The 21141-nt window shown below is 56.0% G+C and carries 16 protein-coding genes and 3 tRNA genes; 13 read left to right on the plus strand and 6 right to left on the minus strand.

Translation table 11 applies throughout. The annotated features are described in order from the left end of the window. Positions 1 to 3: 3 nt before the first annotated feature. From VGL38_02350 to leuS, 13 genes are all read left to right on the plus strand, one after another. Positions 4 to 1377, plus strand: coding sequence for a pitrilysin family protein (locus tag VGL38_02350; protein ID HEY3294258.1), 1374 nt, complete (start codon positions 4 to 6; stop codon positions 1375 to 1377). 3 nt (positions 1378 to 1380) lie between these two features. Then, the gene (dut, locus tag VGL38_02355; protein ID HEY3294259.1) at positions 1381 to 1833 is read left to right on the plus strand and encodes a dUTP diphosphatase; all 453 of its coding nucleotides are present in this window, start codon (positions 1381 to 1383) and stop codon (positions 1831 to 1833) included. Positions 1834 to 1964: 131 nt separating this feature from the next. Continuing rightward, positions 1965 to 2312, plus strand: a complete 348-nt coding sequence (locus VGL38_02360; GenBank protein HEY3294260.1) for a MerR family transcriptional regulator — start codon at positions 1965 to 1967, stop codon at positions 2310 to 2312. A 2-nt stretch (positions 2313 to 2314) separates the two neighbouring features. Then, positions 2315 to 2388: transfer RNA gene (locus tag VGL38_02365), tRNA-Pro, on the plus strand. A 296-nt stretch (positions 2389 to 2684) separates the two neighbouring features. Continuing rightward, positions 2685 to 4454: a PAS domain S-box protein gene (locus VGL38_02370; protein ID HEY3294261.1), complete on the plus strand. Its 1770-nt coding sequence runs from the start codon at positions 2685 to 2687 to the stop codon at positions 4452 to 4454. 222 nt (positions 4455 to 4676) lie between these two features. Further along, positions 4677 to 5468, plus strand: a complete 792-nt coding sequence (locus tag VGL38_02375; protein ID HEY3294262.1) for a hypothetical protein — start codon at positions 4677 to 4679, stop codon at positions 5466 to 5468. A 103-nt stretch (positions 5469 to 5571) separates the two neighbouring features. Continuing rightward, a complete protein-coding gene (locus VGL38_02380) occupies positions 5572 to 6222 on the plus strand; it encodes a protein-L-isoaspartate(D-aspartate) O-methyltransferase (protein HEY3294263.1) in 651 nt (216 codons plus the stop codon). 14 nt (positions 6223 to 6236) lie between these two features. Continuing rightward, a tRNA-Pro gene (locus VGL38_02385) sits at positions 6237 to 6310 on the plus strand. A gap of 155 nt (positions 6311 to 6465) precedes the next feature. Continuing rightward, on the plus strand, positions 6466 to 7104 hold the full coding sequence (locus VGL38_02390) for a DedA family protein (protein HEY3294264.1): 639 nt from the start codon (positions 6466 to 6468) through the stop codon (positions 7102 to 7104). Between the two features lie 88 nt (positions 7105 to 7192). Beyond that, entirely contained in the window at positions 7193 to 7630 is a 438-nt protein-coding gene (locus VGL38_02395; GenBank protein ID HEY3294265.1) for a DUF488 domain-containing protein, read from the plus strand. Between the two features lie 136 nt (positions 7631 to 7766). Continuing rightward, on the plus strand, positions 7767 to 8135 hold the full coding sequence (locus VGL38_02400) for a GIY-YIG nuclease family protein (protein ID HEY3294266.1): 369 nt from the start codon (positions 7767 to 7769) through the stop codon (positions 8133 to 8135). Between the two features lie 861 nt (positions 8136 to 8996). Next, positions 8997 to 10094 carry a hypothetical protein gene (locus tag VGL38_02405; GenBank protein ID HEY3294267.1) on the plus strand — a complete coding sequence of 366 codons (1098 nt, stop codon included), beginning with the start codon at positions 8997 to 8999 and terminating at the stop codon, positions 10092 to 10094. Positions 10095 to 10674: 580 nt separating this feature from the next. Beyond that, complete coding sequence (gene leuS / locus VGL38_02410) at positions 10675 to 13197, plus strand: leucine--tRNA ligase (protein HEY3294268.1); 2523 nt, start codon at positions 10675 to 10677, stop codon at positions 13195 to 13197. A 189-nt stretch (positions 13198 to 13386) separates the two neighbouring features. On the opposite strand, the gene VGL38_02415 is transcribed toward leuS, so the two are convergent. From VGL38_02415 to VGL38_02440, 6 genes are all read right to left on the minus strand, one after another. Further along, a complete protein-coding gene (locus VGL38_02415; protein HEY3294269.1) occupies positions 13387 to 15687 on the minus strand; it encodes a cbb3-type cytochrome c oxidase subunit I in 2301 nt (766 codons plus the stop codon). Between the two features lie 334 nt (positions 15688 to 16021). After that, complete coding sequence (locus VGL38_02420) at positions 16022 to 16873, minus strand: hypothetical protein (protein ID HEY3294270.1); 852 nt, start codon at positions 16871 to 16873, stop codon at positions 16022 to 16024. A 121-nt stretch (positions 16874 to 16994) separates the two neighbouring features. After that, positions 16995 to 18950, minus strand: coding sequence for a DUF3732 domain-containing protein (locus tag VGL38_02425; GenBank protein ID HEY3294271.1), 1956 nt, complete (start codon positions 18948 to 18950; stop codon positions 16995 to 16997). Beyond that, positions 18947 to 19435, minus strand: coding sequence for a three component ABC system middle component (locus tag VGL38_02430; protein HEY3294272.1), 489 nt, complete (start codon positions 19433 to 19435; stop codon positions 18947 to 18949). Before VGL38_02430 ends, VGL38_02425 begins: the two co-directional genes overlap by 4 nt. Beyond that, positions 19432 to 20643, minus strand: coding sequence for an ABC-three component system protein (locus tag VGL38_02435; GenBank protein ID HEY3294273.1), 1212 nt, complete (start codon positions 20641 to 20643; stop codon positions 19432 to 19434). The genes VGL38_02430 and VGL38_02435 overlap by 4 nt, the downstream gene beginning before the upstream one ends. Before the next feature lie 367 nt (positions 20644 to 21010). Further along, positions 21011 to 21108: transfer RNA gene (locus tag VGL38_02440), tRNA-Sec, on the minus strand. Positions 21109 to 21141: the final 33 nt, after the last annotated feature.

The following is a 21141-nucleotide window of genomic DNA, read 5'->3' on the forward strand; positions in this document are numbered from 1 at the left end:
ATTGTGACGACCTCTCCATTCTATCAAAAAACGGTGTTGCCCAACGGGCTGCGCGTCGTGACGGAAAAGATCCCCGGCGTGCGGTCCGCCTCCCTGGGCATATGGGTCTCGGTTGGTTCTCGACATGAGACCCCGGCTGAGAACGGCATTTCTCACTTTATCGAACACATGGCGTTCAAAGGCACGGAAACCCGCAGTGCCCTGGACATTGCCCGCACGGTGGAGCAGGGGGGGGGCTATATCAATGCCTTCACCAGCAAGGAGCTGACCTGCTTCCATGTGCATGTGCTCGATGAGCGACTCCCGAGCGCGCTCGACATCCTGGCCGATATTCTGCGGGATTCCGTTTGTGATCCCGCCGAAATGGAAAAGGAAAAACAGGTGATCCTCGACGAAATCCGCGATCACGAGGATATGCCTGACGACGTGGCTCATGAGCGTTTCGTAAAGGCCCTTTTCAACCCGCACCCGCTTGCCCAGCCGATTCTCGGCCCGCCGGAGAACATTCGCGGTTTCTCCCGGGACGATGTGCTGAAATTTGTCAGTCAGCACTATCTGCCGGATAGAATGGTGGTCGCCGCCGCGGGGCACGTCAACCACGCGGCCATCGTGAAACGTGTGGCGCAGGCGCTCGATCTCAGCGGCAAGAGCAAAATCCGCCGCGATCCTGCCAGCACGAATCATCACAATCACATCGAGCGCATCAGCCGTCCGATTCAGCAGGCGCACATGGTCATCGGTACGTCCGGACTTCCGTACAACCATCCGGACCGCCTGACGCTCTCCATCATGAATACGATCCTCGGCGGCGGCATGTCCTCGCGTCTGTTTCAGAACATCCGCGAGAAGCATGGCATCGCCTACTCGATCTATTGTTTCACCGAAATGTTCGCCGACTCCGGTCTGTGGGGAGTTTATCTCGCCACAGATCCGGAGCGGGTGGAACGCGCGCGGGAAATGGTCATTGCCGAACTCAAGGATCTCGCCTCCAAGCCTCTCCCCAAAGAGGAAATCGACGGCGTGAAGACCGGACTTAAGGGCAACATCATGCTCGGGCTGGAAAGTGTGTCCAGTCGCATGATGCGTCTCGGGCGGATGGAAGTTTACCTCGGCCGCTATCAGACTCTGCAGGATGTGAGTCAGCAGATTGATGCCGTCACTCCCAAGCGCGTCTATGATCTGGTCAACCGTCTGATCGACGAGGACAATCTGATTACCACGATTGTCCAGCCCGAGCAGACGAAGAAGACGAAGAGCAAGGCCAAGGCAAAGCCAAAGGCGGCCGTTCTGCCGAAGGTCAAGGTCGCGGCGGTCAAGGTGGCCGCGCTCGCCGGTAAGAACGGCGACAGCAACGGCAAGAACGGGAAGAAGAAGTAGAGGATGAAGACGCCGCCGGTGACCGTGCAGATCCAGCGTTTGCCCCACGCCCCCGCCCAGTTGCCTTCCTACGCTACAGCAGGGGCTGCGGGAATGGATTTACGCCATGCCGGGGAAGAGACCACTCTCGAACCCGGCAGCCGCGTACTCCTGCCTACAGGCTTCTGTGTGGCCATTCCGGAAGGCTGTGAAGCCACGGTCCGGCTGCGGTCGGGTTTCGCTTTGCAGACCGGTCTCCTGATGCTGAACGCACCCGGCACGATTGACTCCGATTACCGCGGTGAAATCAAACTTCTGCTCATGAATCCCGGCAAGGATCCCGTCCGCATTCCCAAGGATGAACGCATTGCCCAGCTCGTGATTGCTCCCGTAATCCGCTGCGCATGGCAGGAAGTCGAGAGGCTTGCCGAAACGGATCGCAGCAGCGGAGGCTTTGGCAGCACCGGGAAATCATAAGATCACACTGTTGATCCTGTCTTTCCTCATCCCTCATCCTTCATCCTTCATCCTTTCTTCAGGCCGTCTTGCGCGTTTAGCGTATTTTCACTATATTTCTTGCAGGTCAGTTTGTTGTGGTGCCATCGAACGTGGATACGGATCGAAAGGGACCCGCGATCAGGAAACTTTACTATAGCATTGGTGAAGTCTCCGAGCTGACGGGTATTCCAGCACATGTTCTCCGCTACTGGGAGAGCGAGTTTCCGCAATTGCATCCGAAGAAAAGTCGGACTGGAAACCGCACCTACCAGGAAAAGGATCTCGAGGTAGTGCTCAAGATCAAGGCCCTGCTCTATGAGCAGCGGTTTACGATCGCGGGAGCCAAAACACAACTCGGCAGTTCTGCTCCACAGCAGAGCAATGGAAACGGAAACATCATCGAGGATGTCCGGCGCGAATTGCAGGAAATTCTCGATTTAATGGGTAATCACAAATAGTTCGGGGCGTGGCGCAGTCCGGTAGCGCACTTGACTGGGGGTCAAGGGGTCGCTGGTTCAAATCCAGTCGCCCCGACTATAGAAAACACGAGTTTAGGCTCGTGTTTTTGTTTTGCACTGAGGCGCGATTGAGGGGTGCGATGCATGGCGCTCTTCTTGCAGAGCAAAGGGTAGAGAAGTCACTTATCTCTCAACCAAACTGCAACCTTGTTTCCTCGGCGTGAAGCGGGCGTTGTCGGGCATATCTCCAACTGCTCAAGGGCTTGATGCATGTTCAGACGAATCCAGACAAAGATTGTTGTTCTGATCACCATAATTGCTTCGCTTTTCCTCCTCGCGCTCTTCATTGGCTGGTTCGCGCAGCATAGGCAGATGGCCTTGCTCCTGCAGGAACGCCAGCAGGAGAAGGGTGTGCTGTTGGACAAGGCTGTGGCGGTACTCAGTAAGAGTGTGGCCAGTCTTACCTATGACTACACCTGCTGGGACGAAATGTTGGAATTCATCCACTGTCCGGACTCGACATGGGCGGAGGAAAACCTGGTGACCGCCATGACGACGTTCTCCGTGAATGCGCTATGGCTTTACAACACCAATCTGGACATCGTCTATTCGGCGAGTGGCAAAGAGGATTCGGTCACGCTGGCGTTGCCTGTGCCGATAGAAGATCTGCAACGCATCCTCACAAAAGTCCCATTTTCCCATTTCTACGCGCGCACACCGGCGGGCCTTATGGAACTCTGCACGGCTCCCTGCCAACCTTCCGCCGACGTCACTCGCGTATCACCGGCCCAAGGGTATTTCATAGTGGGAAGGCTTTGGTCGCCGGAGTACGTCCGCGAAATCTCACTCCTGACATCAAGCCATATCAGCCTCACGTCACCCAAAGCGCCTGGCGCGGCACCCACGCTTGACAGGCGCAATTCCTACGGAGTGTTGAGCAGCAAGCCGCTTCTGTCCTTGAAGGGCGACACGGTCATGTGGGTGTCCGCTTATGCCGAATATCCGGCCATGCACGAGTCCCAGGCCATGGCATGGCAGATGTCCGCTGCGAGTTTGCTCTTTGCCCTTCTGATGACCGGATCGATCGCCTTCTTTCTCCTGCGATTCGTCAGCACTCCGCTGAACCAGATATCTGCAGCCCTGGAGTCGGCCAATCTCGATCACTTGCGGAAGCTTCGGGGAGATCGGACTGAGTTCGGCAGAATAAGTGCGCTGATCACCAGCTTCTTCGAACAGCGTGATTCATTGACTCTGGAGATGGCCCAGCGGCGGCAGGCCGATGAGAAAGCGGAAACATCGTTGTCTCTGTTGCAGGCGACGCTCGAGTCTACGACGGACGGGCTCCTCGTCGTAGACATGCAAGGAAGAATCCGCAGCTATAATCAGCGCTTCCTTGAACTATGGAGGATTCCACTGGGCATGGCAGAATGCGGCGAAGATGAGCGCCTGCTGAAATATGCCGTCGCTCAACTCAGGGATCCGGACGAATTCCGCAAACGCGTACAGGAACTGTATTCTCATCCGGAAGAAGAGAGCCTTGAGATCATCGAGTTTGAAGATGGCAGATATTATGAGCGGAATTCGAGGCCACAGGTCATGGGGGGCGTGGCTGTCGGGCGAGTCTGGAGCTTCCGCGATGTCACCGAACGGATGCGCGCCGAGATGACTCTGCGCGAGAGTGAGAGCCGCTTCCGCACGCTGGCCGACTCCGCGCCGGTTCTCGTGTGGATGGCAGGACTCAACCGGCATTATCACTACTTCAACCGAACATGGCTGGCATTTACCGGACGCACCTATCAGCAGGAGTATGGTCGCGGCTGGCTGGACGGAGTGCATCCGGATGATCGGCAGAAGTGTGAAAATGTCTATCAGGCGGCCTTCACGTCGCGGCGGCCATTCTCCACGGAATTCCGGCTTAAGCACAATGATGGAACGTATCACTGGGTGCTGGATATGGGAACGCCGCGATTTGCCGCTGGCGGAGAATTTACGGGATTCATCGGAAGCAGCACCGACGTGACCGATCAGATTCAGGCTCGCGATGGCAAACGGATTACATCGATGAACGGCCCGGAAATCCCGGTCGCCGCGCAAAAGTCCGCTGAGGATGCGTCTAAGAACATTGCGCGGCAACTCGATTAACGGAATTCTCGAACAGAAGAGTAAGCAGGGCGGACCCAACGGTTCGCCCCGCTTGCATTTGCGCCCATGAGAATACGATGGAATCAGGAAACTTTCCGCCTTTAGGGACGTGTTATGAGCATTGCAGGATAAACTTTTCCAAATGGACGGCATTTGTTCAACTAACGTAATAATGGAGTTAACATGGACGCAGTCATGAAGAGATTTGTTTTGGTGTTACTTATGACTTTGTTTGGTTCCACTCTGGCCGCTCACGCCACTATTTGGAACGTCGACGTGGCAGATTTCCAATTCACCCCGTCCTCCTTAACAATCCTCCAGGGCGACACCGTTCGCTGGACAAATTCTCTCGGCTTCCATAGTGTGACACCCGACTGCGACCCGGCGCTCTTTGGTACTCCGGCGCAGGCTTCACCGTGGCAGTACGTTTTCATCTTCAACCTTCCCATCGGCTCCTACGGGTACCATTGCGAAGTCCACCCGCACATGATGGGTACAATCACCGTGCAGGATCGCGGCACGTGGCATGTCACCGTCCAGAGCTTTTCGTTCACCCCCGCAAACTTAACCATCACCCGCGGCGATACGGTCATCTGGAGCGCCATCAACGGTTTCCACAATGTCCACCACAATGCGACGCCTTCTCTGTTCGGCACCGCCCCCGCCACCGCACCGTGGACCTATCAGTTTGTCTTCAGCAACGTGGGCGACAGCACGCTTCACTACATCTGTCAGGTTCACCCGACACTGATGCAGGGAGCGATTACCGTCTCCGAACCGCAGGCCCTGCCTGCCCCCGCCGCTTTAACAGCATACCCCTCGGACACAGCCCACATTCGCCTGACTTGGGGTAGCGTCTGCGGTGCCGGCAGTTATGCCGTCTTCAAGTCGCTGGACGCGTCTTCGCCGGTCTTTCCCGATTCCTTCGCCACCACGACCGACACCACCCTCATCGATTCCATTGGCTCACCCCGGGCCTTCTATCTGGTCAAAGCTCTCGGAGTCGCGCGTTAATCAGTTTCCGCTTGACTTTTTGCCAACTTATTCCTATACTGAGTTGCTCAAGGACGCGAGTCCCCCCGGCGCTTCTTAGCTTACTCAAGCTTGCAGGGTCATCTTGTTGAATTATAAGTTGTCGCGCGAAGAGATGGTGCTCACCCAGCTTGAGCGGCGGGGGATTACGGATAGCCGGGTTCTGGAAGCGATGCGCAAAGTCAAACGCCATCACTTTGTAGAAGCTGCCTTTCGTGACCGCGCGTATGACGATACCCCGCTGCCCCTTGAGGCGGGTCAGACCATCAGTCAGCCCTATGTCGTCGCCCGTATGACCAGTTTGCTGGATATTCGGCCCACCGACAAGGTGCTGGATATTGGTACAGGTTCCGGGTACCAGACGGCAATTCTCGCCGAATTGGCGCGCAAAGTCTATTCGATTGAGCGCCACATGCCTCTGGTGATGAAGGCGCGACGCAATCTTGAAGCCGAAGGATACGCCAACGTCATCCTCAAGCAGGGAGACGGCACCATCGGCTGGGCCGAATTCGCGCCCTTTGACAAAATTGTAATTTCTGCGGCGGCTCCCGTCTTTCCCAAGACGCTGTTCAACCAGCTTCGGGACGGCGGCTTAATGATCTTCCCTATGGGGGAGATGAAGACGCAGCAGTTGATGATCGTGGAGCGGCAGGGTGAAGATGCCCTGACCCGCGATGCCGGCCAGGTATCCTTCGTGCCACTCATTGGCCGTGAAGGCTGGGCCAACAATCTCTAAGGCTGTTTTTTCTACGGGGCGTAGCGCAGTCCGGTAGCGCACCTGGTTCGGGACCAGGGGGTCGCTGGTTCAAATCCAGTCGCCCCGACTAACGCAAAAATCTCGACCCTCGCTGAGTCTGTCAGCGGGGGTTTTGCGTCTCTACGGCTTTGGGTTCCATTCGGCTAAGTTGATCCCGTACCTTGACTTTGATCTAAATTTGTCTTATAGTAGCTATTTCCAACTCATTCATGGAAATTCATCATGCCGTTTCTGCTGGACCTTTTCCTGCATCTTGACCGTTATCTCGGGCAGATCATCTCCGAGTACGGCACGCTGACCTATCTGATTCTGTTTATCACGGTCTTCTGTGAGACCGGTCTGGTGGTGACGCCGTTTCTGCCCGGCGATTCCCTGCTGTTTGCCGCGGGGACCTTTGCCGCGCTGGGATCGCTCGATCTGAGCCTGCTGCTCGTTGTGCTTTACCTCGCGCCGATCCTCGGGGACTCCTGCAACTACTGGATTGGCCGCTATCTGGGGCCGAAGGTTTTTTCCAAGGAGGGGGTGCGGTTTCTGAATAAGCAGAATCTGGAGAAGACCCACGCCTTTTATGAGAAGCACGGCGGCAAAGCGGTGATCATCGCCCGCTTCATGCCCATCTTCCGCACCTTTGCCCCGTTTGTAGCGGGCATTGGCCGCATGAACTATCTGCGCTTCCTGACCTACAGTGTGGGCGGCACCCTGCTCTGGATTTCCTGCTTTGTCCTGGCCGGCTACTTCTTCGGCAACATCCCCTTTGTCAAGAAGAATTTCTCCGTCGCCATCATGGCGATCATCCTGATTTCCATGCTGCCCGCCGTGTTCGAGTACATCAAACACCGGAAAACAGCCAAGGCCGTGTAAGACTCTCGTCCTGCCGAGCCGGGTTGGGCCGAATCACGCGCTAACCATAACCACAATCACAACCCGGCCGAAACGCAAGAATGCCCTCATGAAGCTCTTCACCATCGGCTTCACCAAAAAGACCGCCGAAGAATTCTTCACCCTGCTGAAGAAATCCGGCGCTGTGCGCGTCGTCGATGTGCGGCTGAACAACGTCTCCCAACTGGCCGGCTTTTCCAAGAAGGATGACCTGCGCTATTTCCTGCGGGCCATTTGCAAGATGGATTACGTGCACATGCCGGAGTTGGCCCCGTCACATGAGATCCTCGACACCTACAAGAGCGGCAAAGGCAATTGGCAGCAATGGGAGAAGGACTTCTTAAGCCTGATGTCCAAACGCAAAGTCGAACAGTCCGTCTCCCGCGACGTGCTCAACAACGCCGTCCTCTTATGCAGCGAGGACACCCCCGATCACTGCCACCGGCGGCTTGTTGCCGAGTATCTATCAAAGAAGTGGGGCGGGGTAGAAATCATTCACTTAACGTAACGCCCAGAAGTAGCCTTCATCTCCAGCGCAAACCCAAACCCATTGTCATCCTGAAGCGCGCAGCGCTGAAGGATCTCAGCCCACCTGCCGGGCCCACGTGTCTTCCTTCTGCGCTCAAGGTATTTCGGGAGAAGTCATGCGTCATTACTACGTCTACATGACCGCCAGCCTCACCCGCGTGATCTACATCGGTGTGACCGGAAACCTTGATCGCCGCATCGTGCAGCACAAAGAGAAAGTACACGAGGGCTTCACCAGCCGCTACAACGTGAACCGCCTCGTCTATTGGGAATCCTTCACCGACATCCATCGCGCCATCGCCCGCGAGAAAGAACTGAAAGGTTGGCGACGGGAAAAGAAAGTCGCGCTAATCGAAGCCCGGAATCCTGCATGGAAAGACCTGAGCGCTCAGTGGTATGGGGAGTTCAAGAAACTTGAGGCAGAGACGACGGCGCTCGAGGAGAAAATGCGTGCTCGCGACTCCACGGAAAAACGTCCGGGCTGAGCACGTGGGCTGAGATCCTTCCGGAGTACCGTCAGGATGACAAATGTTAAATCCTGCCATAGAGCAAAATCTCGCTAAAGCAATTACTTCGATACCCAACACACACACTATCCATTGTCATCCTGAAGCGCGCAGCGCTGAAGGATCTCAGCCCACTTGCCAAGCCCACATCTGTGAATGCAGCCTGCACACTTTCGTATCATCGACAGCGCAACCCCAAACCCCCTTGTCATCCTGAAGCGCGCAGCGCTGAAGGATCTCAGCCCACCCGCCGGGCATGCATCCGCCATACACGAGCAGCACAAAACAACATCGACAGCGCAAGCCCAACCCCCCTTGTCATCCTGAAGCGCACAGCGCTGAAGGATCTCAGCCCACTTGCCGGGCTTACATCTTCTGACACTGACAGTGGGGAATTGTCTGCGCGTAGTGGCCAGGACAGAGTTGCAACTGGAGTGCATAACTTGAATAATGCAGATCAGAAAGACGAACGTCCTTCGTCCACCAAGGGTGAATCATCAAGCGGACGATATATCTTTTGGGCAATTATCGGAATAGTTGTGGCGGTCGTGATATGGTTATGGGAGCGCAGACACCGTAGAACCGAAGGCAAATATCCTGACGATTGGCATGCGAAACGACGCGTTGTTTGGAAACGTGATCACAAACGGTGCAGGGAGTGTGGGCGACCGTTGTCATTGATCGCCGCACACGTTCACCACATAGTGCCAATATCAAAAGGCGGTGGCCATGAGATCTCCAATTTGATGCTTCTGTGCCCGCCCTGCCATACTGAAATGCCAGGACACGGGCACATGAAAAGACGCTTTGGGCGGGGAAGACGAATTTAAGGAGAAAATCGTGAGCGATACAGTTTTCATTCTGGGTGCTGGTGCATCCAAGGATGCAGGCTGCCCACTGATGGGAGACTTTCTGGACACGGCAAGATATCTTCTCGCCGCTGGAAGAGTCGACGACGTGAGGGAACATTTCGAAAGAGTGTTCCGAGCGATCGGTAACCTTCAAGCCGTGCATTCAAAGTCAAAACTCGATCTTACCAACATTGAATCGGTGTTTGCTTGTTTCGAGATAGCTCGCACGATTGACAAGTTTCCGGGAATGCCGGCCGTTGATTTCGATGAGTTGATTCGCTCACTGAAAGTTCTCATTGCGCGCACGATAGAGAGCACTTTGACGTTTCACGTGTTGCATCAGAACGCGCGCATCCCGGGAAATTATGAGAAGCTTGCCAATCTCATAAGCAAACTGCGGAGCGATTCTATACCGCCCCATTCCGTTTCTATTATCACATTCAATTATGATTTGGCATGCGATTACGCACTGTTCGCCAAGAAGATTCCGTTCCGTTACGAGATCGGTGATGGGCCAGAAACAAACGACACGGAGCCTGTCAGCCTACTCAAATTGCACGGTTCATTGAATTGGACATGCGGTAAGACAGGAGTGCTCAGGGCATGTCGCCTATGGGACTGTTTTGCGCCATATCACACGTGGCATTTCGACTCGGATTATGTTGATGTCACTCAGCACTTGAAAATGGATCCATATTTCGACAGACTCTTTTCGGATGCCCCCGAACAGGGATTTGAGCCTGTTATTGTGCCGCCAACTTGGAACAAGGGCGAGTATCACAAGAGCGTTGCGTCTGTCTGGTCTGCGGCCGCGCGCGAATTGTCTGATGCAAGGAACATCATCGTGATTGGCTATTCGCTTCCACCATCAGACGTTTTCTTTCATCACCTCTACGCTCTTGGGACAGTCGGAGATCACCCTTTACAGCGATTTTGGGTTTTTGATACTGATTCGTCTGGTGAGATCGAAAGACGTTATCGTGATCTGTTAGGTCCAGGTGCCCTGAGCCCTGTCTTCGCGAATAACCTATGCGGATTCAAGGATGCGATCCCGCTACTCGAAAGTGCGCTACTGGATCACGTTTGAGACTATCGAACCGAAGCGAAGTCTTACTTCGACCGGAGTTGGCATACATGGGGGTACGCTGGCGTTGTTACCTTTCGGCCGGGTTGTGTTCGCAGTTCAGGCCAGTGCGCCATTCGGCTCAACCCGGCTCGGCAGGCCTAAAAGGGGAGGGGCGACGCAGTCAGCCCCTACCACCCTTGTGAACGGCTTGTGAAACGCCTTGCACCCTCGTTTCTGCACGGATTCAGGCCAGATAAGGCACCTTCAAGAAGCCAATTTCGCACTTTTCAGGCGGTTTTTGGGGCCAAATTGACCTGAAAAAGCCCCTTCACAAACTCGTTCACAAACTTTCGCGGCACCTGAGGCGGGGCCGCAACCATCGAAACAGCGCCTCGCGCACCTCCCAGAGCCTGACCTTTTGTTCAACTCCCGTGTTTTGACAGCCTTTTGGCTTGACTTCAGTCTATTCCCGTCCTATATTCCAATAGGAAATGTCAGTCGCCTATCTACTGTTTTTGCAGTATATGCGTCGAAAATCTGTGCCTAATTCCATTGCTGATAAGGAATAAGGCAGTTCGTTTGGTAAAAAATATTTTTCTCCATGATCACCGACACCCCAATACCCGATAAGCATTACCCGTTCGCACAGGTGGAAGCCAAATGGCAGAAGCGGTGGGAAGAGCGGGGGACATACAAGTTTCACTGGGACTCGAAGAAGCCCAAGTTTTATGTGCTGACCATGTTCAGTTACCCCAGCGGGGACAAGCTGCATATGGGGCACTGGTACTGCTATGCACCGACGGACAGCTTTGCGCGCTTCAAACGCATGCAGGGCTATGAAGTGTTCGAACCGATGGGGTTCGACGCCTTCGGTCTGCCGGCGGAAAATTACGCGATCAAGACGGGGATCCACCCGGAAATCTCCACGCGGCGGAACATCGAGTTCATGCGCGAACAGCTTAAGCGCATCGGCGCGATGTACGACTGGGATTACGAGGTCGACACGTCCTCGCCCGAATACTACAAGTGGACGCAGTGGTGGTTCCTGCTGATGTACAAGCGCGGTCTGGCCTATCAGAAGAACGCGCTTGTCAACTGGTGCCCAAGCTGCCAGACCGTGCTCGCGAACGAACAGGTGCTGTCCGATAATACCTGTGAACGCTGCGGCTCGATTGTGGTCCGCAAGAACCTCAAACAGTGGTTCTTTGCCATCACCAAGTACAATCAGCGGCTGCTGGACGGTCTCGATACCATCGACTGGCCGGATAAGACCAAGGCCATGCAACGGTATTGGATTGGGAAGAGCGAGGGGACCGAAATCGAATTTCGGCTTGCAACCGCCCTCACCCCATCCCGGCCTTCCCCGCAAGCGGGGAAGGAGCATGGAGACGTGATCCGCGTGTTCACGACGCGGGCGGATACGCTGTTTGGGGTGACATGGGTGGTGATTGCGCCGGAGCATCCGCTGGCGGCGGTCATTGCTTCGGACGAGCGGAAGGGGATTGTGGCGGACTATATTCAGAACGCACTGTCGATCTCGGATGTGGACCGGGCTATGGCGGATCGGCCCAAGACAGGGGTGTTTACGGGCGCGTATTGCATCCATCCTCTCACGAGCGAAAAGCTGCCGGTGTGGATCGCGGACTATGTGATCGGCTCCTACGGCACGGGCGCGGTGATGGCTGTTCCGGCCCACGATGAACGGGATTACCAGTTTGCCAAGGAACACGGACTGCCGATAAAGGAAGTCATCAAACCCGCCGATGGCTCGGAAAGCACACTTGAGACTCAAGCGTACACTGAGTATGGCATCATGGCAAACTCGGTCGGATTTGACGGCCTGACCTCGAAAGAGGGGATCCATGCGGTAGGGGAGAGGCTCGAGCAACTCGGACAGGGGAAGGCAACCATTACCTGGCACTTGCGGGACTGGACGATTTCCCGGCAGAGGTTCTGGGGTGCGCCGATTCCGATTCTCTATTGCGAGAAGTGCGGGATTGTCCCCGTGCCAGAGAGTGATCTGCCGGTGCGGCTGCCGGAAGGTGTGACAGAGTATAAGCCGCAGGGGAAGTCACCACTTGAGACGGTGGACGAATTCGTGAATACCAAGTGTCCCAACTGCGGCGGTCCGGCCAAACGGGATACCGATACCATGGACACCTTCGTGGATTCCTCATGGTATTATATGAGATACCCCGACGCACGGCTACATACGGCGGCTTTCGACACAAACCACCTGAACAAGATGCTGCCGGTGGATCAGTATGTCGGCGGGCCGGAGCATGCGATGGGACATTTGATCTACTCGCGGTTCTTTGGCAAGGTGGCGCATGATGCCGGCTATCTGAATTATGAAGAACCCTTTAAGCGGCTCGTCCATCAGGGGATTATCCTGAACAAGGGCGAGCGGATGTCCAAGTCCAAGGGCAATGTGGTCGCGCCGGAGCCTGTGCTGAACAAATATGGCAGCGATGTGCTGCGCTGCTTCCTGATGTTCTCGGGTGACTATACTCAGGGTGGCGACTGGAGCGAAGCGGGAATTACCGGAATTGAGCGGTTTGTGGGCCGGGTTTACCGGCTGGCTCAAGCCATCCAAAGTGGCACGCCAGCGGCAGATAGCGCCGTTCCGGTCGAGTTGGATCGCAAGCTGCACCAGACCATTAAGGCCGTCTCCACGGACCTGCAGGACTTCCACTTCAATACCTGCCTGGCCCGGCTGATGGAATTGACAAACGCCATCTACTCCTGGGTCGGCCCGGAACTGAAGGATGTCAGGAAAAGTCCGGCATCCTTATCTATGCTGGAGATGCTGGCCAAATTGTTGGCCCCGCTGGCGCCGCATTTGGCCGAGGAAGTCTGGGAGATCGCCGGCCACGAGCAGACCATCTTCGACGAGCAGTGGCCGGAGTTCGATGCGGACAAGGCCAAGGAAGAGAATGTGACGATTGCGGTGCAGGTGAATGGCAAGCTGCGCGACACCGTGACGGTGGCGATCAATGCACCACAGGATGTCCTAACCGAGGCGGCGATGGCGCTGGAGAAGGTCCGGCCGCACTTCGAAGGGAAGCAGATTGTGAAGACGATTGTGGTGCCCAACAAGATTGTCAATATCGTTGTCAAATGAGATACGGGCCGAATGGCCCGCTATGGCAATACCAGAAAGAAGCCGGGCCGCAGGGTTCGGCTTTCTTCTTGGCCTGCCAAATAACACATAAGATATATTATGTTGAGTAGATATAGGAATTGAAGCCTTTTTGACGGCCCAAGCGGCCTGCTTCTGGAATGGCGGCAACGGGGTCCACCCCGCTCCGGATCAGACGGGATCGGTGAAGGTTTCGGTGGGCTCTTGGGTGCCGAGTTCACCCGGGCGGTTTCTGCCCTTCCACATGCGGACGGCCAGATAGACAATGGGGAGAATTCCACCCACAATGAACAGGGCATCCCCCGGCAGCCGAAGCCATTCGATAACTTTGACGAGCGGGCTGTTGAAGAACTCGGGTTGGCGGGCATGCCAGTAACTTTGATCGAGGGCCGTCTTGATCTGCAGCAGCCCGATGGGAAACAGGTTTACGAAGAGCATCCAGGCGAGTCCGAGGTTCAGGCTCCAAAAAGACCATCGCATGGCGAGTTCGCTGCCGCGATCTCGAGGAATAAAGTAGCGCGCAACGAACATGAAGAAGCCGAGCGCCAGCATTCCATAGACTCCCATCATGGCGCCATGGCCGTGGTTGGCGGTCCATTGCGTGCCGATCTCATAGTAGCTGACGATGGGAAGATTAATCAGGAATCCAAAGACGCCGGCACCGAGGAAGTTCCAGAATCCGACGGCGATCAGAAACATCACGGCCCACTTGTGGGGAAAATCTGCGCTTGCGGTACGGAGCATGGATGGCTGGTGTGGCGGAGCCCCGAGCTGCATGAAGCGCCAGGCCTCATAGGTCAGAAGAAGCAACGGAATGACTTCCATTGCGGAAAAGAAGGCACCCAGCGCCATGTGGATTGCAGGCGCACCGCTGAAGTACAGATGGTGCATGGTGCCGATTACCCCTCCAACGGAGTACAGAACAATGTCCAGATAGATGATCGTGGTGGCCATCCGGACGCGGACGACGCCGAGCAGGACGAAAATGTAGGCCACCGTAATGGTTGAGAAGAGTTCGAGGAAGTCTTCAACCCAAAGGTGAACGACCCAAAAGCGCCAGAAATCCATTTGGGCAAAATTGACATCTTTGCCGAAAACCATCCCTGCGGCGTAGAAGAGCGGAATCGAAATGGCGCTGTAGAGATACAGCCAGGGCATGTTGCCGCGATGCTCTCCTGAGAGCCGGCGGCGAAGGCCACGTATGAGAATAACAAGCCAGAGGATCATACCCACGGTCAAGAGGATTTGCCATAGCCGCCCCAAGTCCAAGTACTCCCAGCCTTGAGATCCGATCCAGAACCAAGGGCCCGCCGAGGTGATGACATTGTGCAGGCTGGCGGCTTCTCCGGCCAGACTGCCGACAACCACCAGAACCAGAGCCGCAAACAGCAGCAGAGCAAGTTTGTCCTGGCCTTTGGGTTCATGGCGGGCGATCATCGGTGTCAGGAAGATGCCGATGGCGAGAAAACTGGCCGCGACAAAGAACAGGGCGAGCTGCAAGTGCCACATGCGCGAAAGGTTGTAAGGAAGCCAGTCGGCGATGGGAAAGCCGTAGAAGCCTTTCATTTCTACATGATAATGGGCATTGACGCCGCCCAGCAGGCCTTGAAGGAGAAACAGCCCCGCGATCACGAGAAAATACCAAGGCACTGCGCGCTGGGACGGTGTCAGACGGAGCTGCTCCGGCGGCCGGAAGAGACGTGGTTCGGTGTCCCCCTCATCATGCCAGCCAAGCTGTTCATAGCGGCCAAAGGCGAAGAACACGGCTCCGGTTCCGCCAAGGAGGGCCACCAGACTAAGCACACTCCAGAGCAGAGCCGAACTGGTGGGACGATTTCCGGCGAGGGGCTCGGGGGGCCAATTGTTGGTGTAGGAGTAGGACTCCCCCGGCCGGGCTGTGGCGCCCGCCCACGCGGACCAGAAGAAGAAAGACGCGAGGCGTTTGACGTCCGCGCTATCCGAGATGGAAGGGCGCTGTAACTCGTTGCTGCTTCTCCCCTGCCGAAACCAGTCGGTATAGTAGGCGACCAGATTCCGGTACGCATCCGCCTGGGCGGGAGTTAGCGTTAACGTCTGGCTGACCGAATTGTAGGCGTTTTCTTTCCAGTCGTGTTCGACCCGATCCCGGGCCTCGGCATCGGAATGGCCTTGCGCCCGATAGAAGGCGAGCATGCTGACGGAACCGCGATGCAGCGCTTCGGCGGTGAAATCCGGCCCGAGATAGGCACCGTGCCCGAAGATGGTGCCGAACTGCATCAGGCCATATTTCTGGAAAAGGTGTTGCCCACCGACGATTTCATCTCCGCTGAAGAGCACATCTCCCTTATCGGTGCGAACTTCACGAGGGACTGGCGGCGAGCCGGTTGCGATGCGGGCGGCGAGGTATCCAAGAACGGCAAAACCAAACACGAACGTGATCACCGCGGCCTTGAGCCAGCGGGGCGAAACCACCATTCGATTGTTCTTGTCCATAGTTGCCTCTATGACGCGAGCAAATATGTGGAGGATTTCCGGTTGCTCCGGACTCCAACGCGACTGCCGCCTCGGCCCCGTCGCGTAGCCGGATCATGTGACTATGAATATTTTGGATCAGGAAAGGGCAGCGAGCATGTTGCAGCAAGTGGATAGTTAGATAGCGTCTCGATATGGTGCGGCGCAAATACGCAGAATGATGTTATCCTATTAACGTTTTGTTGCGCTCAAAAGAGCCCGCAAAATTCACTTTCTTGAAATTCTAAACATTGTCAGGGCAAAAAGAAAACCCGAACCAAGGGTCCGGGTTGCATATTCTGGATGGCCACCGTTTTCAGCGCGATAGTTCGACAGGCTGTAGGTGCGCTTCAAGCCGGTAGGCTTTGCCGGGGGCCAAGGTCAGCGTCTGGACATAGGGCAGATAGCCGCGATGGGCAATGCGAATTTCGACGGGGCCGGCGGGCAGCACTGCCATCCGGCAAGCGTTGGCGCGCTGCTTCTCCGTGGAAGCCCCGGTGAGGTCGATGCGGTCACAGCGGGCGAAAGTGACAGAACCTGCCGTAATCTGCGGCGCAGGAGCATTCACCCACACGACGAGCCGTGCCATGTTAGAGGTCGATCCTGTGGGATTGTAAGCAGACAGGTCTCCCTCCGGAAACAGGATTGCCGTGGAGGCCGGATGCAGGTTGCCACCGGCTGTAAGGATGGGGACGAGTTGCTCGGCAATACGAGCCGCTGCTGTGGGGAGATCCTCCCACAAATTCACGGTGGCGGAAACGGCGTAACCGGGGGGAATGTCCGTCGAGGCAGCGAGGCCAATGCGAGCGTCCACGCGGATCTGATGGGCGAACTCCCCGTAACTCCCGATGATAGCGTAATCCGCTCCCAAAGCACTCGAAGTGCGGGAGGCTAAGACCGGGTCGTTCCAAGTGGCCGGGGTTACCTTGTGAACCTTAATGTAATCTGATAGGTCGGATGGTGCAACAACCCTGATGGCAGGATATTTGGATAGGTCAGCCGTGATCATCTCCTGCAAGGCCTTGCGGTAATCGAGGATAGACTGCTTGCCATCAAACGTGTACAGCGAATCCATAATGGGATCGAATGGGAAAATGAGTACGCGCGGCTGCGCGAGAGCTGCGACGGTCAAGCAAAATAGGGCAAGGCCCGCGAATAGTGTTTTCATGGATGACTCCTGTTCACGATGCTTATACGCTCCAACGCAAATTGAGGATCAGTGCTATCTTTAGTGTCCTCTTCCCTGCTCCGGCAATCTGCGGGAGGTAGATACCGGTTCGCTCGATGCATCACGCGGGATGCTGGTCCGGCCAGTCTTCAGGAACGAGTGCCGGAGGATTCGTCCAAGGTCGTTCCACCAATGCATTTTGAAACCACTCGTCACGAAGATTCGCATGCTCGGTGACGATCAACTGGAAGCCGGGTACATCCTGCTGGGTAAACTTCAGCAACAGTGCGAAAAGGCGGCGCACCGCATTCAGGTCGGCGTCAGATTCTTCAGTCTTCTGCACCGAGCCGTCGGCGTCTCTGTATGCCTCGGATGGAAAGTAGACTTGGGTCGGTTGATCGATCATCAGGAAGCGCGGGATCGGGCAGTTGTTCTCTGCCGCGAATCGGTGTAGCGCGAGCAGTGCCGACAGATGGTAGGCCAGGTGATTCGCGGCACCCCCGGTCCGGGCCAGCGGTACCGGATGATCGGGCAAATCGAAGATGATCGTCAATTGTTGTAGATTGAGCCGCACAGGGTAAGGGGCGAATTCGGCCTGGAACATCTGAATGTATCGTGACACTTGGGCGGAGATGTTATTGAGGAGCGACGTCAGGCGTTCGTTGCTGTCGTCAACGCCTATTTGTTCCGCAAGCTGCTCAACCTTTATGCCGAGGCGACGATTCTCAGCCGCCAACCTTGCAAGATCTTCGTTCGGGAGGAGCGTTTCCAGAAACAAGCTGATGCGACCTACGACGCGGGCAGCAGCGTTGTTGCGGTTGCCCAGTTCTGCGATGACTTCATTGGCTGAGATTGCCGCAGATAGCTCTGCTTCCTTCTGCTTGATGTTGCTCGCGATCTCGTCCTTTTTGCCGGCCAAATCGATCAGGTAGGCGTCGAGCTTGGGACGTTGGCCTGCAGCGATGCGCAATTCACTGTCGAGCGATTCCAGTTCGTTGAGCAGCATGGCGGCGACGGGAGAATCCAGCGCCAAGTTCCGCTCGCTAAACGGCCATTGCCACTGGCCAGTATCCGGGTTCTTCGGCAGCGCCTTGATCGAGGCCAGCCGGTCCACCTGTTCGACGGCTTCGCTTTCGTAACCGCCGGCCCGCTTGGCGAACAAATTCGCAGCGTCGATCCTATCTTGGGCGTCGCGACGATTTTGACGCAACTGGCCCAGTTCTTCCTCCAAGCGCGAAATTCGGCTGCCATCGTCGTCCGGCACGGTTTCGGGCATCCACGACAATGCCGATCTCAACGCACGGATGATCCCGTCGGCATTGGGACTCTCGTCGGTGGAGCCGACGACGCCGACCGTCTTGGCTTCCGAGTAGAGACTAACGGCCTTCTCGTGCGACGTGTCAACGGCGCTACGCGCCTGCTCAAGCTTCTTAGCGTTGAGCTTTAGATCCTTCTGCGCCTTACGCAACCTGGATTCTAATTCGTAGCGGTCGTGCGAGGAGACTCCAAGCAGGATGGGTAGCGTGTCGCGGATCGCCTGCGGCTGAAATGGCTCGTTCTGGCGGTAGAAAAGTTGATACTTGCTGGTAAGCAGCCCCTGTTTCTGGAAAAGATAGTAGTACGTGTGTTTGACGTTCGCATCGAAGCTAACACGGCTGTGTTCGAGCGCGACATCTGTGCGGTTCTCGGGGATGCCCAGTAAGCGCGACAGCAGTTCAACGATGCTCTCGTCGTCAGTGTTGACCGCCAAGTCTTTGAACTCGGGTGCCTGCAAGTCGGCACCCCTTCGCAGCATCACCGTGCTGCAACTGGCGCCACCGCCGGGCGGAGTCGGCTTGGCGACAAGCACACGTTCATTCTGGAACTGATAGATCACAGCAAACCAAGCCACCTTGTCACGAATGATGCCTTCAGGGACGTTGAACGAGGATTGTCCCATGCAGTATTCGATGATCTCAGAAAGCGCGGACTTGCCGGTGGAAGAGCGGCCGGTTATGATATTGAGCCCTTCCACATTGAACCGAAGGTCGCGCTGCTGGCCGTCGTGGCTATAGATGTGGATTGATTTAATCTTCATGGACGGATCCCAAAAGTCGTGTAAACGGTCACCCGGTCAGCGATGCGTGCGAATTCCTTGCCCACGATGCGAGCAACCTTCTGGCAGGCGATGGTCTCGTCGGTTCCGGCGACGGTCGTGAGCACCTTTTTGGGCACGGTCTGGAAACGACCGTCGTCCGTTACCGCGATGCAGCCTCTTTCCATCAGCAGACCGAACCCCTCAAAGGTGTAGGGCAGCATCTGTGTGACTCGATCGGCAAGTCCCACCATGACCTGCTGGTTCTTCTCTACAGTCTTGAGCAGATAGCTGAGCGGGCTGTCGGCGATCACATCACGCGTATCCTTATGCAGGCACAGTGGCAATACCAGCAATGACAGCGAGAAGGGCATGCCGCGGGCGTCTCTTTCCTCGAAGCCATGCAGTGCGCGGAACAGGATCAGGCCGCAGAATGCGGGATTGAACAGATTCCGAATCTCGAAGGGACGCTGATCCCACCGCTTCATGATGACACCTCCAGCACTGCACCGAGGCGGACGAGGAATCTGGGATGCCAGTAGATCTTGGGTACAGGCGTCACATCGGCCAAGATGTGGAAGCTTCCGCGAAGGACATAGGGCTCCGTCACGAGTGCACGAATGCGCAGGGATTCGATCTTCTCAGTCTCGAATTCCGCCCAGCGGTATAGAGCTGCGCCGGCTGCGCGAAGGGCTTCCTCCGCGCTGTCGACATTCAGCGTCTCGAAGACGACATCCTTGTAGCGGCTCCATTCATCGGTAATGCGATCTTCGTAATCCTCTACCTCTCCCGACACCAGCAGGTTCTCCCGCGCCCAAGTTGATCGTTGCTGGAACGCCCTGTAATAGTCCAAGATTGCATTCCTAATCCGGTTGGATGAGATGCCGATCTCGCGCAGTTGGACCACGAACCGGCGCTCATCGGCATCGGTGTCGATCATATCGACAGGCACTTTTCCGCGGTAGTCGATCGGCAGGTTGTCCGCCCTATATTCCTCGGCGAACTTGGAGAGCCTATCCGAGACTTCGCGGCCAAAGATTCCTTCCGTGCTGGCTCCCTCCAATTGGTTGATCACGGCGTCAGTCCACCAACCCTCCAGCTTTTCGAAGACGAACTCGCGGTGCTCACGTCGGATGCTTTTCATGTGCGTGTCCCTGATTATCGCCGGGATGTCTCCGATGCGTGGGCTGCTGTCAAGGATCAGGATGCGTTCGAGGAAATCCCGTTTCTCGGGTTCGCTCAATTCGTTGAAACTTGCGGCTATCGGCTTGATGAGTTTCGATTTTGACTTAGCGAGTGCTGCCTCGACCAACTCGGGGAGAGTGGAAGCGTCGGGCTGATTGTGCAGAAGGCGGGCGAGGAATGAGTCGGCCGATACCGTGGCGGTGGTGAACAGGAAGAATCTTAGGTTCGATGCGGCGCGACCATCTCTTTTGTACCGCTCCAACCAGATGTTGACGGACTTCCAAAAGTCGGGCGACAAGTCGGTCAGCCTGTCGCCACCTGCTTTGTGTTTGAGCGAGGCCAGCGACTTGCCGGCACTGCTGTCCACGAAATCAAGGTCGTCGTCCTTTTCGAAGAAGACGGCGGTGTCCTCGGGCAATTTCAGCAAATGGAGCAGGGCGAGACGCCCTTGGTAGGCGTACCCGAGACCTTGTTCGCTTGCTGAGTACTTGTCGGTGGTTGAGGCTGTCATCGGTCTAAACGGCATGTTATAGATAGCAATGATTCCATCGTGTTAAGATAGCATATCTTGAGGTAAAATGAAAGATGGAAGATCTGAATCGCGTTATTTTGTAATTTTTGGGCATTTGGGCAAATCCGAATCTCACAATTTCACGCCTCGTGCAAGGAAATTGATTGACTTGACCGTGACTCGTCACAGGACGCCCATTGTCTTCAGGCTGCGTGTCACAACTTTAGAGCCAAGAACCGTCCACATCGGCGGGATCAACTTGAGTGCCTCTGATCCATCCTTCAAGGGTATGAGCCTTGCCCCTACATGCAAGAAGGACCTGACAACGTCAAGTCCTTCTTCTTTTAAGTGCTTAAGAAGCGAAATATGGCGGGAACGTCTGGGAATCGAACCCAGCCATCCGCCGCGAGGCGGACGCAAACGGTTTTGAAGACCGCGAGGGCCACCAGTGCCCCATCCGTCCCCATACTCCTCTTCCCTGCTCGCGCGGGGATGGGG

The organism is bacterium (assembly GCA_036504735.1).
Taxonomy (GTDB): domain Bacteria; phylum Electryoneota; class RPQS01; order RPQS01; family RPQS01; genus DASXUQ01.